The organism is Kitasatospora azatica KCTC 9699, from assembly GCF_000744785.1.
GTDB lineage: Bacteria > Actinomycetota > Actinomycetes > Streptomycetales > Streptomycetaceae > Kitasatospora > Kitasatospora azatica.
The window spans coordinates 883132-896036 of record NZ_JQMO01000003.1; the positions used below are offsets into that span (position 1 = coordinate 883132).

The 12905-nt window shown below is 73.2% G+C and carries 12 protein-coding genes and 1 pseudogene; 9 read left to right on the forward strand and 4 right to left on the reverse strand.

The window, feature by feature from the left end; translation table 11 throughout:
• Window positions 1-188 precede the first annotated feature (188 nt).
• Together BR98_RS36365 and BR98_RS15120 are read left to right on the forward strand one after the other, a co-directional pair.
• On the forward strand, window positions 189-1214 hold the full coding sequence (locus tag BR98_RS36365) for a hypothetical protein (RefSeq protein ID WP_051969791.1): 1026 nt from the start codon (window positions 189-191) through the stop codon (window positions 1212-1214).
• 123 nt (window positions 1215-1337) lie between these two features.
• Window positions 1338-2852, forward strand: a complete 1515-nt coding sequence (locus tag BR98_RS15120; RefSeq protein WP_083976594.1) for a serine/threonine-protein kinase — start codon at window positions 1338-1340, stop codon at window positions 2850-2852.
• Here the strand turns inward: BR98_RS15120 and BR98_RS15125 are convergent.
• Window positions 2827-3933, reverse strand: a complete 1107-nt coding sequence (locus BR98_RS15125; RefSeq protein WP_063774788.1) for an RNA-guided endonuclease TnpB family protein — start codon at window positions 3931-3933, stop codon at window positions 2827-2829. The genes BR98_RS15120 and BR98_RS15125 overlap by 26 nt on opposite strands.
• On the opposite strand from BR98_RS15125, the pseudogene tnpA reads away from it, so the two are divergent.
• Window positions 3844-4151 (forward strand): annotated as a pseudogene (gene tnpA, locus BR98_RS37970) (IS200/IS605 family transposase); the annotation flags it as partial. The gene BR98_RS15125 and the pseudogene tnpA sit on opposite strands and share 90 nt — an antisense overlap.
• Before the next feature lie 107 nt (window positions 4152-4258).
• Here tnpA and BR98_RS15130 read toward each other — a convergent pair.
• A complete protein-coding gene (locus tag BR98_RS15130; protein ID WP_035845113.1) occupies window positions 4259-5299 on the reverse strand; it encodes a PHP domain-containing protein in 1041 nt (346 codons plus the stop codon).
• A gap of 122 nt (window positions 5300-5421) precedes the next feature.
• Between BR98_RS15130 and ligD the strand changes: the two genes are divergently transcribed.
• The gene (gene ligD, locus BR98_RS15135; RefSeq protein WP_035845116.1) at window positions 5422-6339 is read left to right on the forward strand and encodes a non-homologous end-joining DNA ligase; all 918 of its coding nucleotides are present in this window, start codon (window positions 5422-5424) and stop codon (window positions 6337-6339) included.
• A gap of 48 nt (window positions 6340-6387) precedes the next feature.
• Here the strand turns inward: ligD and ku are convergent, their stop codons facing one another.
• A complete protein-coding gene (gene ku, locus BR98_RS15140) occupies window positions 6388-7434 on the reverse strand; it encodes a non-homologous end joining protein Ku (RefSeq protein WP_035845119.1) in 1047 nt (348 codons plus the stop codon).
• A gap of 226 nt (window positions 7435-7660) precedes the next feature.
• On the opposite strand from ku, the gene BR98_RS15145 reads away from it, so the two are divergent.
• Together BR98_RS15145 and BR98_RS15150 are read left to right on the forward strand one after the other, a co-directional pair.
• Window positions 7661-8383 (forward strand): (2Fe-2S)-binding protein, encoded by a 723-nt coding sequence (locus BR98_RS15145; protein WP_063774789.1) that lies wholly within the window; start codon window positions 7661-7663, stop codon window positions 8381-8383.
• Complete coding sequence (locus tag BR98_RS15150) at window positions 8380-9114, forward strand: helical backbone metal receptor (RefSeq protein WP_035845124.1); 735 nt, start codon at window positions 8380-8382, stop codon at window positions 9112-9114. Before BR98_RS15145 ends, BR98_RS15150 begins: the two co-directional genes overlap by 4 nt.
• Window positions 9115-9136: 22 nt before the next feature.
• On the opposite strand, the gene BR98_RS15155 is transcribed toward BR98_RS15150, so the two are convergent.
• The gene (locus BR98_RS15155; RefSeq protein WP_051969793.1) at window positions 9137-9877 is read right to left on the reverse strand and encodes a (2Fe-2S)-binding protein; all 741 of its coding nucleotides are present in this window, start codon (window positions 9875-9877) and stop codon (window positions 9137-9139) included.
• A 123-nt stretch (window positions 9878-10000) separates the two neighbouring features.
• Here BR98_RS15155 and BR98_RS15160 point away from each other — a divergent pair, with 123 nt between their 5' ends.
• Genes BR98_RS15160 through BR98_RS15170 form a run of 3 tightly spaced genes read left to right on the forward strand, consistent with a single transcriptional unit; the run spans window position 10001 to window position 12884 of the window.
• Window positions 10001-11026, forward strand: a complete 1026-nt coding sequence (locus BR98_RS15160) for a FecCD family ABC transporter permease (RefSeq protein ID WP_232247874.1) — start codon at window positions 10001-10003, stop codon at window positions 11024-11026.
• Entirely contained in the window at window positions 11023-12090 is a 1068-nt protein-coding gene (locus tag BR98_RS15165) for an iron ABC transporter permease (protein WP_035845131.1), read from the forward strand. The genes BR98_RS15160 and BR98_RS15165 overlap by 4 nt, the downstream gene beginning before the upstream one ends.
• A complete protein-coding gene (locus BR98_RS15170) occupies window positions 12087-12884 on the forward strand; it encodes an ABC transporter ATP-binding protein (RefSeq protein ID WP_035845132.1) in 798 nt (265 codons plus the stop codon). Before BR98_RS15165 ends, BR98_RS15170 begins: the two co-directional genes overlap by 4 nt.
• Window positions 12885-12905 lie beyond the last annotated feature (21 nt).

Sequence of the window (12905 nt, forward strand, 5' to 3'; positions counted from 1 at the left end):
GCCTCGGCACACCGGGCCCCACCCTGACCCGCTCGTGCGCGACCACGTCGTCAACCCGCGGCGCCGGCCCGCACCAGTGCACGCCCAGCAGCCGCAAATCCAGACCCGCCCGGGCGAGGACCTCGACCGGCGCGCGTCCGGCTGTGCTGCCCCTTCTGGCCCCCACATGAACCCACAAGGAGCTCGGCATGCGCGAATCGCGCGAACACCGCACCCCCACCGTCCCCACCGCCCCCAGCAGCACCGACACCGCCGACACCGCCGACACCGCTTGGCCCCGCCGACTGCGCCGGACCGCCGCCGTGGCCGCCCTCGCCGTGGCCGGCCTGGTCGGCTCGGCCACCACCAGCACCGCCGCCCCGACCGTTACCGACTCCGGCACCCAACTGGTGCGCACCCACGGCCAGGTGATCCGGGTGCAGACCCACGGTCGGCACGGCGTGGTCCCGATGAAGGGCGCGAAGCAGTCCCCCCGCAGCACGGCCCGGCCCGCCGCCGCCCACCCGGCCGCCAACGGCACCCTGATCTACAACGGCGGCCCGGTCCAGCACCAGGTCACCGTCTACCTCGTCTTCTGGGGTAACCAGTGGGACAGTGACAGCAACAGCGTCCAGCAGTACGAGACCGACCTCTTCAACGGCCTCGGCACCGCCCAGGACACCTGGTCCACCGTCACCTCCCAGTACACCGACAGCAGCGGCGCCGGCCCGACCTTCAACGGCGCCGTCCTCGGCGGCACCTGGGTGGACGACTCCGGCGCTGCCCCCGGGTCGGCCGCCCAGGCCGACATCGCCGCCGAAGCCAACCTGGGCGCCCAGCACTTCGGAGTGTCCGGCAACGACGTCCAGATCGTGGTGATGAGCCCGAGCGGCACCTCGCCCGACGGCTTCCCCAACAGCGGCTTCTGCGCCTGGCACGACTACAACGGCAACGTGCCCTACACCAACATGCCGTACGTACTGGACGCCGGCTCCGGCTGCGGGGCCGGCCAAGTGGCCAGTCAGCTCGACGGGTTCAGCATCGTCGAGGGCCACGAGTACGCCGAGACGCTGACCGACCCGCAGCCCTCCAGCGGCTGGGTGGCCTCGGACGGCCAGGAGAACGGCGACCTGTGCGCCTGGCAGAACCTCGCCGCGGTCTCGCTGCCGACCGGCTCCTTCGCCATGCAGCCGACCTGGAGCAACAACGCGGGCGGCTGCGCCATCTCCGGCTGACCGCACCCCGGTTCCCGCAGGCCTGATCACCCTGCGGGAACCTGCCGCGCTACCGGTACCGTCTGCGGTGTCGTTGTGACGACTCGTCACCTCGGTAGTGTCGGTCAGGGGAACGGAAGCGGCATGGAAACTCTGGGGGCAGCGGACCCACGACAGCTCGGCGGGTACCGACTGCTCCGCAGGCTGGGGGCGGGCGGCATGGGTCAGGTGTTCCTCGGCCGCACCGCCGGCGGGCGCACGGTCGCCGTGAAGATGGTGCGCGGAGAGTACGCCGCGGACCCCGAGTTCCGGGTGCGGTTCCGCCAGGAGGTGGCAGCGGCCCGGCAGGTCGGCGGGCGCTGGACGGCACCCGTGCTCGACGCCGACACCGAAGGCGAGCACCCGTGGGTCGCCACCGGGTACGTCGCCGGGCCCGCGCTCGGCAGCGCGGTGAAGGAGTACGGGCCGCTGCCCGCCGAGGCTGTCCGGGCCCTCGGACTCGGGCTCGCCGAGGCCCTGGCCACCGTGCACGGGCTCGGCCTGGTGCACCGGGACGTCAAGCCGTCCAACGTGCTGCTGGCGCTGGACGGGCCACGACTGATCGACTTCGGCATCACCCGGGCGATGGACGCGGCCACCGCGCTCACCCAGTCCGGTTATGTGGTCGGCTCGCCCGGCTACCTCTCCCCCGAACAGGCACAGGGCGCCACCGCCGGACCGGCCAGCGACATCTTCTCGCTCGGCGCCGTACTCGCCTACGCGGCCACCGGCGCCGCACCGTTCGGCGAGGGCGTGAGCGCGCCAGTACTGCTCTACCGGGTGCTGCACGAGGAGCCGGACCTCGGTCAACTGGACGCGCTGGACCCGGAACTGCGCGCGGTGGTGACGGCCTGCCTGGCGAAGGACCCGCAACGGCGGCCGACGCCCGCCCAGTTGCACTCCTGGCTGGCCACCGGTGGGGCGGTTGCCGCGCTGGAACGCTCGGACTGGCTGCCGCCGGCGGTCTCCGGGGCGCTGGCCCGGCTGGCGGTGGAACTGCTGGACCTGGACTCGGCGGTGGAGCCGGGACCGGCCGCCGCGCCGCACACCCCCTACCCACCCACCCCTTACCCGCCCGCCCAGCCGCCGACCCCGGCCCCTGCCCCGGCCCCGGCCCCGGGGCGCGGCAACGGACGGCTGACGGTGATCCTCGCGGCCGTGGTCGCGGCGGCGGTGGCCGGCACGGTGGTCTGGCTGACCAGCGGAAACGGCGGCGGAAAGACCACGAACCAGGGGCAGCACCAGCCCGCTCCCAACCGTCCCGCCAACTCGCCCGCGCCCTCCGGTACCGTCCCGGCCGCGTACCTGGGCACCTGGCAGGGCAAGGTCGGCAGCCCCCAGTTCACCAACAAGGCCGACTTCCGGATCACCATCACCCAGGGCCAGGTCAACGAGCCGATCGCCAGCATCCGTAACAACAACGGACCCAACTCCAAGTACTGCGACGCCAGCGGCCTGCTGGTCTCGGCCAGTGCCGATCGTCTGGTAATCAAGACCGCGCCGATGACCGGCCTCAGCGGCTGCACCCCCGACCCGAACCCGCAGATCTACACCCGCAACGCCGACGGCACCCTCCACCTCGAAGTGGACGGCTTCACCGGGGACTTGGCCAAGCATTGACTTCCTCGACCGGCCTGAAGGCCGGTGATCCCTCCACGCTGCGCGGGGATGGCGCGGCGTCCGGGTGGGTTCCTGTTTCACGGCGCGGTGCCGGGAGGAGTCCCGGTCTTACCCGCGCTCCACAGGCTGAGACCGCAAGCCCTGCGGCCTTGGCGATGTTGCAGGCGGCGTTGACGTCCCGGTCGTGGACGGTCCCGCAGTCCCCGCACGTCCACTCCCGGACTCTGAGGGGCTTGGGGCCGTCCTTGACCCCGCGGTGAGAGCACACCTGAGAGGTCGGCTCGAACCGCCCGATCCGGATCAGTTCGCGTCCGTGGCGGCCGGCCTTGTACTCCAGCATGTTGAGGAACGCGGACCATCCGGCGTCATGCACCGACTTGGCCAGGCGCGTGCGGGCGAGTCCCTTGACCGACATTGTCTCGACCGCGAGCGCTTGGTTCTCGCGCACGAGGGTGGTTGAGAGCTGGTGGTGGAACTCGCGTCGGGCGTCGGTCACCCGGGCGTGCGCCCGCGCGACCTTGACCCTGGCCTTGTCGCGGCTGCTGCTGCCCCTGGCCTTGCGGGACAGCGATTGCTGCGCCTTCTTCAGTTTCTTCTCGGCGCGGCGCAGGAACTTCAGCGAGTCGATCTTCCGGCCGTCGGACAGCACCGCGAAGTGGGTCAGCCCCAGGTCGATGCCCACCGCCGAGTCCGTGGTCGGCAACAGGTCGGGGCCGGTCTCCACGACGAAGGCGTTCGCGGTGAACCGCACCGCCTGCCGGTTGTCCTTGCGCGACTTGAACCGGGGCGGCGCGATCTTCGGCCCCTTGCGAGTGCCGTTGAGGCTGGCGAAGAAGTTGCCGTACGCGGTCTCCAGATCCCGCAGGGACTGTTGCAGCACCACGGCGGACACCTCGCCCAGCCAGGCGCGCTCCGGGGTCTTCTTCGCCCGCGTCAGCCGCTTGGACAGCTCGGCTGCCTTCGGGAACGGCAGCCCGGCCGCCCGCGCGTCCTCACGCGCATGGAGGAGATCATGCGAAACGTACCAGCGGACTTCGAGTGCGAGATCGTGAAGTTCAACGGCGACAACAACCACGTCCACCTGCTGGTGAGCTTCCCCCCAAGGTCGCCCTGTCCAAGCTGGTCAACTCCCTCAAGGGCGTCAGCTCCCGAAGGATGCCTCAGGAGTTCCCCGAGCTGGTCCGCCACTACTGGCGCGCACAGAAACTCTGGTCCGGCTCATACTTCGCGGGATCAGTCGGCGGAGCACCGATCAGCGTCCTCCGCCAGTACATCGAACAACAGAACCACTCCGCCTGACCTGCGGATCAGAGCACCACCCAGAATCGCTTCACCCCCGGCCTGAAGGCCCGAGCACCGCGATTAGCTCCGGTAGCAGGCGCGGCCGACGCCCGCCGTGGCCCCGGCTACTTCCCGGTCGGTCGCTCCCCGGTCCGGGTCCACCGCAGCAGCTCGTCGACGGTCCAGCTGGTGATCACCCGCTCGGCCGGCACCCCCGCCTGCGCGGCGCGCACGCAGCCGTAGTCCTGCCAGGTGAGCTGGCCCGGCGCGTGCGCGTCGGTGTCCAGCGAGAAGAGGCAGCCCGCCTGCTCGGCCTGGCGCAGCAGACGCATCGGCGGATCGAGGCGCTCGGGGCGGGAGTTGATCTCGACGGCGGTGCGGTGCTCGACGCAGGCGGCGAAAACCTCGGCCGGGTCGAAGGCGGACTCGGGCCGGTCCTTCCCGGCGAGCAGCCGACCGGTGCAGTGGCCGAGCACGTCGACCAGCGGGTTGGCGGCGGCGGCCACCATCCGGTGGGTCATCGGTCCCGCCGCCATCCGCAGTTTGGAGTGCACCGAGGCGACCACCACGTCCAGCTCGGCGAGCAGCTCCTCGTCCTGGTCCAGCGATCCGTCGTCCAGGATGTCGCACTCGATGCCGGTGAGCAGCCGGAACGGGGCGAGCTGCCGGTTGACCTCGGCGACCACGTCCAGCTGGCGGCGCAGCCGTTCGGCGGTCAGGCCGCGAGCCACGGTCAGCCGTGGGGAGTGGTCGGTCAGCACCGCCCAGTCGTGGCCGAGGTCGCGGGCGGTGCGGGCCATCAGCTCGATCGGGCTGCCGCCGTCCGACCAGTCGGAGTGCAGGTGGCAGTCGCCGCGCAGGGCGGCCCGCAGCGCGGCCGCCGCCGGGTCGAGCGCGGGAAGTGCGGCGTCGGCCCGCTCCTCCAGCTCGACCAGGTAGCCGGGGGTCCGGCCGTCCCGGGCCTCGCTGATCACGGCAGCGGTCTTCGGCCCGATACCGGGCAGCGCGGCCAGCCCGGCGGCGGTGCGCGGCAGCTCGGCGGCGGCCTTCCCGGCGTGCTCGCGCAGTGTGTCGGCCGCGTGCCGGAAGGCCTGTACCCGGTACGTGGAGGCCTGTTCGCGCTCCAGCAGGAAGGCGATCCGCTCCAGGGCCGCGATCGGATCCATGGCTCCATCATGGGCACCGCGCTCCGTGCGTCGCGGCAGACTCGCCGGGCGGCTCGCCGGGCGGCTCGCCGGGCGACCCGCCTGCCGGACTGCCCACCTGCTGGGCTGCCACCATCGGTGGCATGCCCGATCCCACGGCGACGGTGACCGAGGTGGCAGGACGCCGGCTGCGGCTGACCCACCTGGACCGCGTCCTGTACCCGAGCACCGGCTTCACCAAGGCCGCCGTGCTGCGCTACTACACGCTGGTCGCCCCCGCGATGCTGCCGCAGCTGGCCGGGCGGGCCGCCAGCTTCCTGCGGCTGCCCGAGGGGGTGGACGGCGAGCGCTTCTGGGCCAAGCGGGTGCCGCCGGGCGCGCCGCGCTGGGTAGCGGGCCTGGATGTGACGCACCGCCAGGAGACGATGCATCAGGTGGTGGTCGAGGACCTGCCGACGCTGCTCTGGGCGGCGAACCTCGGATGCCTGGAGATCCATGTGCCGCAGTGGCGCGGGGACCCCGCCACGCATGATCGACTGATCATCGACCTGGACCCGGGCGAGGGCGCGAGCGTGCTGGAGTGCTGCGTGGTGGCCCTGGCGGCGCGCGAGCTGCTGGCGGCGGATGGGCTGGCGGCTTGGCCGAAGACCACCGGGAGCAAGGGGCTGCATCTGACGGTGCCGCTGCTGGCGACGCCGGCCCGCGAGGTCTCCGGGTACGCGAGGGAGCTGGCCCGGCGGTTGCGGCAGGCGCTGCCGGACCTGGTGGTCGACCAGATGGCCAAGCAGCTGCGACCGGGCCGGGTCTTCGTGGACTGGTCGCAGAACAACAGCGCGAAGACGACGGTGGCCGCGTACTCGCTGCGGGCCCGACCCGAGCCGACCGTGTCCACCCCGATCAGCTGGGCGGAACTCGCCGCCTGCCGCAGTGCCGACGAGCTGGTGTTCACGCCCGAGCAGGTGACCGGACGACTCGCCGAGCTGGGCGATCCGTACGCCGACCTCGCCCGGCCCTCGGCGGCCTGCGCGCTGCCCCGCGCCACCGGGGCCGGGTCCCGGTAGGGGGCGGCGGGGACTGGGACGAGGTCAGGGGTGGGGTCAGGGGCGGCGTCAGGACACCGCGCGCAGGCGCCGCTTCTTGCCCTTCGGGCTTTGCAAAGTTTGCAAAGCCTCCAGCAGCTGGTCCCTGGTCATCGAGGAGCGCCCCACGATCTCGTGTTCCGTCGCCAAGCGGTACAGCTCCGCCTTGCTCAGCTCCGCCAAGTCCGCCGACTCCGCCGACTCCTCGGCCGGGCCGGCCGCTTCGACCTGCGCTGCCTTCGCCCCCGCCTCCGCCTCCGCCTTCGTTCCCGCCCCCGCCCCCGCGCCTGCACCTGCGCCCGCCGCCTGGAGGCTTCGCTCCAGCACGCTCATCAGGTCGACCACATTGGTGGACTCCGGTGCCGGCGCCGCAGTGACCACCTCCTCCCCCGCCAGTTTCGCCTCCACCAGCCCGCGCACCTGCGCCGTATAGGTGTCGTGGTACCGCTCGGGGTCCCACTCCTCGCTCAACGCCTCGATCAGCTGCCGCGCCACCGCGAGTTCCTTGGCCGTGGGTTCGGCAACGGCCTCCGGCAGGTTGTCCAGCTCCCGGTGCGGGTCCCGGACCTCGTCCGCGTAGTGCATGGTCTGCAGCACCAGCACGTCCCCCTCGACCCGCACCGCCGCCAGGTACTGCTTGCCGCGCATCACGAAGGTGGCCAGCCCGGCCCGGTTGGTGTCGGCCAGCGCCCGGTGCAGCAGCCCGTAGACCTTCCCGTACTCCTTGCCGCGCGGCCCCAGGTAGTAGGTCTTGTCGAAGTAGATCGGGTCGACCTGCCCGAGATCGACGAAACCACTGATCTCGATCGACTTCGACCGTCCGGGTGAGATCCGCTCCAGCTCGGCCGGCTCCAGCACCACGTACTCGCCCTCGGCCAGCTCGAAGCCCTTGACGATCTCGTTGTAGCCGACCTCCTCGCCGGTGCGCTCGTTGACCCGCTGGTTGCGCACCCGGTCCGAGGTGCCGCGTTGGAGCTGGCGGAAGTGCACCGAGTGGTCCTCGGTCGCCGAGTAGAGACCCACCGGCACCGCGACCAGTCCAAAACTCAGCGTGCCCGTCCAGATCGGTCTGGCCATCGCCGCGTACCTCCTCGCCGCGCCGATCAGGCGCCGCAGCCGCCCCCCGCCGCACTCCCGGTCTCCCCCTCCCGGTCTCCCATGGTGCGCCCGTCCCCGCCCCGCCGCCCACCCGATCCCGCCCACCCGATCCCGCCCACCCGAGATCCCGCTGGCCCGATCCCATCCACCCGATCCCACCCACCCCATCGCACCCGTCCCCGCCCCGCACGGTAGACCTGTCCCCATGACCTCCGGCATGACCTCCGACCCGCTGCACGCCGTCGCCGCCCTGGGCCCGTACTTCGCGGTCGAGGTCGGCGCCGCCCGGGACGCGGCGCCACCACCCGGCTACCGCCCGCTGCGCGAGCTGTACGCCACCGGGCCCGACTCCCCGTTGGCCGCCCGCGTCCGGCAGGTCGCCGACCGCCTGCACACCCGTGAGCCGCGGGTGGCCGCCTCCGTCATGCAGCTGGGCCTGGCCGCCCGGTTCTGGTCCGTCGCGCTGGGCACCCTGGCGCTCACCGGCCGCCTCCCCGACCTGGACCAGGACCGCGCGCACTGGCGCCAGCTCCCGGAGGGCCCGCTCGACCTCTGGCTCCCGGCCCCCGGCACCACGCCGGACGAGGACCTCCACCACGCCCTGGTCCGCACCACCCTGACCCCGCTGAACGCCGCCGTCCGCTCGGCCACCCCGGTGTCCGAGCGCCTGCTCTGGGGCAACGCCGCCTCCGCCCTGGTCGGCACCCTGCGCATGATGCACCGTCAGCTGGCCGCCGCAAACCCGCCCGCGTACCGCACCGCCGAGGACGCCACCCGTAGCCTGCTCGCCCGCGCCCCGCTCCTCGGCACGCTCGCCGCGCACGGCCCGACGCTGCGCCGCACCAGCTGCTGCCTCTACTACCGCATCCCCGGCGGCGGCCTGTGCGGCGACTGCGTCTTCGACACGCCGCCTACCCTGGCTCGGTGACCCCTGTGCGCCGTGTCGTCTCCCTCGTCCCCTCGCTGACCGAGGCGGTGGCCGCCGAAGCCCCGGACCTGCTGGTCGGCGCCACCGACTGGTGCACCCACCCGGCCGACCTCGATCTCGTGCGGATCGGCGGCACCAAGAACCCCGATGTGGCCGCGATCGCGGCGCTGCGGCCGGACTTGGTGATCGCCAACGAGGAGGAGAACCGCGCCCCGGACCTGGCCGCGCTGCGCGCCGCGGGACTGCGCGTCCAGGTGACCGAGATCCGCTCGCTCGACCAGGCCTTCGGCGAGCTCGACCAGTTGCTCACCGCCGTCTGCGGCCTCCCCCGGCCGGGCTGGCTCGACGAGGCCGAGCGGGCCTGGGCCGCGCTCCCCCGGCCGACACGCCATCGCACCGCCGTGGTCCCGATCTGGCGCCGCCCGTGGATGGTGCTCGGACGCGACACCTTCGCGGGCGATCTGCTGCGCCGGCTCGGCGTGCGGCACCTGCAGGCCGAGCACCCGGACCGCTATCCGGCCATCCCGCTGCCCGAGCTGCGAGCCGCCGCGCCGGAACTGGTGGTGCTGCCGGACGAGCCGTACCGCTTCACGGCCGAGGACGGCCCCGAAGCCTTCCCCGGCATCCCGGCGGCCCTGCTGAGTGGGCGTCACCTCACCTGGTACGGCCCGTCCCTGGCCGAGGCCCCACGCGTGCTCGCCGCCCAGCTGGCCGCCGCCCGCACCTACTGAGCACCACCCCTACGAGGTCCCGCTACACCCCGGCGAGCCGCCGCGCCCGCTCCGCGTCCCCCGTGCGCGGGCAGGTCAGGCAGGCCTCGTCCGGGCGCACCGCGTAGTAGAGGCAGCACCCCACCCGGGTGCGGGTGAGCTCCCCCGCGCCGCCCAACCGCCGGAAGTCGGCCGAGCCGACCATGGGCGCAGTGCCTCCGGGCAGCACCAGCTCGGCCTGGGCCACCGCGTGCTCCTCGCAGCCGAGCATCCGGCCCAGGTACCAGATCCCGGAGACCAGATCGTCCGTCACCATCCCCCACAGCGCCCGGCTCCCGCGCTTGGCCACTGGTCGGAACGCCTCCAGCACCGGTTCCACGTGCTCGGCGACGGCCGCGCGCAGTTCCGCCGGCCCGCCGATCGGCGCGGCGCCCTCGGCCCGGACCGCCAGTTCGCCGGTCGCCGGCTCGATCCAGACCGCCGCCACGGGCAGCGCGGGCACCTGACCGGCCAGGTACCACGGTCCGCTGGCGAGCAGGCAGGTCGTCCAGAGGTAGTGGTGCAGCAGCCGCGAGGCCGCCACATGGGCGGGCACCGCACTGCCGTGCCGCGCGCGGATCCGCGCTGCCTCCCCTGCGACCAGCTCCTCGACCCGTTCCGCGAACCCGGCCGCCGACACCCACTCCGCGCCCGGCTCCGCCCGCTCCCCCGTCAGCACCCTGACCTGCCAAGCCGGACAGCAGGCGGCGAGCCGGCGGTAGACATCCAGCAGTGCGTCAGACATCGCCGGCTCCCGATCAGATCTTGCGAGTAAGGTGAGGCTCACCTTATATCGACACATTGTCACCGCTTGCACCGACTTGACGAACTTAGGCTTGCCTAACCTAATATCGATCACGTGTTGAGAATCGACCTGCCGGCCGCCACAGCCCCGGCGCAGCGATCCCCAGCGGCCAGGCAGACCTTGCTGCTCGGCCTCGGTCTCTGCGTCCTGCTGCTCTGCCTGGCCCTGAGCCTTGCCCTGGGATCGCGCTCCATCCCGCTCTCCACCGTGCTCGACGCACTGGTCGGACGGGACACCACGAGCCCGGATGCCCAGGTGGTGACGGGCCTTCGGCTGCCGCGCACGGTGCTCGGCCTGGTGGTCGGAGCCGCCCTCGGGGTGGCCGGCGCCGTGGCTCAGGGCGCCACCCGCAACCCACTGGCCGCCCCGACCACGCTCGGGGTGAACGCGGGCGCCGGCTTCGCGGTGGTCACCGCGATCTACGCGCTGCACCTCACCCGGCCTGTGGAGTACGTCTGGTTCGCCGTGGCCGGGGCCGGGCTGGCCGGCTGTGCCGCGCAGGCGATGGCGCGTCAGGCCGGCGACCTCGACCCGACCCGGCTCGCGCTCGGTGGCACGGTGCTCACCGCCGTGCTCAGCTCCTGGACCTCCGCGGTGATGCTCGCCAGCCGCCGCACGCTGGACGAGGCACGGTTCTGGCTGGCCGGCTCGCTGGACGCGCGCGGCTTCGAAGTCCTCACACCCGTCCTGCCGTTGCTCGCCGTCGGGCTGCTGCTGGCGTTCGCCGTGGCGCCCGCGCTCAACGCGCTCGCCCTCGGCGACGAGACCGCTCAGGCACTCGGCGTCCCGGTGACGCGGATCCGGGCCGCCGCCGGCCTCGCCGTGGTCCTGCTGGCCGCCGGCGCGGTGGCGGTCGCCGGACCGATCGCCTTCGTCGGACTGGCCGCGCCGCACCTGGTTCGCCTGGTGCTCGGCCGGGACCACCGGCTGCTGGTGCCCGGCTGCCTGATCGGCGGCCCGATCCTGCTGCTGGCCGCCGACGTGCTGGGCCGACTGGTGGTCCGCCCGTCCGAGCTGGAAGTCGGGATCGTCACCGCTTTCCTCGGCGCCCCGCTGCTCGCGGTGCTGGCCCGGCGGGCCGCCCGATGACCCTCACCGCTCCGCCGACGCCGCCGCTGCTCGCACACCCGGCCGGCGCCCGGGCCCGCCGACGCCGCCGCACTCTGCTGCTCTGCCTGCTGCTCTGCCTGCTGCTCGCGCTGCTGACCGCACTGATCGCGACCGCGCTGAGCACCGGCCAGGTGACCATCCCACCGCTCGACGCCCTGCGCGCGCTGATCGGCCTCGGCTCGGCCGGCGATGTGCTGGTGGTCCAGGAGTTCCGCGCCCCACGGGTGTTGGCCGCCGTCGTGGCCGGCGCCGGGCTGGCCGTCGCCGGCGGGTTGCTGCAGCGACTCTTCCGCAACCCGCTGGCCTCGCCGGACGTGGTCGGGGTGACCGGTGGCGCCTCGTTCGGCGCGGTGCTGCTGCTCGCCCTGGGCGCCTCGCAACTCCTGGTGCCGCTGGCTGCGTTGGGCGGTGGGCTGCTGGCCGCCGGACTGCTCGGCGCATTCGCCTGGCGGTCCCGGGCGGCGGTCGCCCGGCTGGTCCTGGTAGGCCTGGCCGTCCAGGCGGGCCTGGCGGCGGCGGTGAACCTGATGATCGTCCGCTTCCCGGCCGAACTCGCCTCCTCCGCCCTGCAGTGGACCACCGGTTCGCTCTACGGACGGACCTGGCTGGAACTGCGGGTCGGTGGCAGTGCGATCGTCGTGGCCCTGGCCGCCGTGCTGCTGTTGAACCGCCGGGTGGCGGTACTCGACCTGGGCGACGACTCGGCGGGCGGACTCGGTCTGCGGCCCGGCCCGGCCCGACTCCAACTCCTGCTGCTGGCCATCACCTTGGCCTCGCTCTCGGCCGCACTGACCGGGCCGGTCGGCTTCGTGGCGCTGGTCGTCCCGCACCTGGTGCGGTTCCTGGCCGGCCCACCCACCCCCGCCACCCTCCTGCTCACCGCCCTCAGCGGGGCCGCGCTGCTGCTCGCCGCGGACCTGACCGTGCTGCACCTGCTGCCCGTCCACGGCCTGCCGGTCGGCGCCGCGACCGCCACCCTCGGCGCCCCCTGGCTACTGGTCCTGATGATCCGTCAGGGCCGAACGAACCGGAGTACTCGATGAACCAACTGGCCACCCAGGGCCTCGGGCTGCGCTACGGCGACCGGACGGTAGTCCGCGACCTGGACCTGACCCTGCCCGGTGGGGCCGTCACCGCCGTGGTCGGCCCCAATGCCTGCGGCAAGTCGACCCTGCTTCGTGGTCTGGCCCGGCTGCTCGACCCGACGGCCGGCACCGTCACCCTGGACGGCGCGGACATCCACCGGATGCCGGCCCGCGCGTTGGCCAAGCGGATGGGGCTGCTTCCCCAGCAACCCGTCACACCCGAGGCGATCACCGTCGAGGCACTGGTCAGGCTCGGCCGCTACCCGCACCAGCGGATGCTCAGTCCGTGGTCGGCCGCCGACCAGGCAGCCGTGGAGGCGGCGCTGCGCCGCACCGGTACCGACGAGCTGCGCGACCACCCGGTGGACCAACTCTCCGGCGGGCAGCGGCAGCGCGCCTGGATCGCCCTGACCCTGGCCCAGGACACCGAGTTGCTGCTGCTCGACGAGCCCACCACGTTCCTGGACCTGCGCCACCAGCTCGACGTGCTGGACCTGGTCGCCGGACTGCACCGCGAACTCGGCCGCACCGTCGTCATGGTGCTCCACGACCTGGGCCAGGCCGCCCGCTACGCCGACCACTTGGTGGTGCTGCAGGACGGCCGCCCGGCCGCCGCCGGACCACCGGCCGAGGTACTGGACGCCGAGCTCGTGGAGCGCGTCTTCCAGGTGCCCTGCCGCGTGGTGCCCGACCCGGAGACCGGCACCCCGCTGGTCATCCCGCGCGCCGGCCGCCACCACCGGACCATCTGACCCACCGTCACATCCACTCAA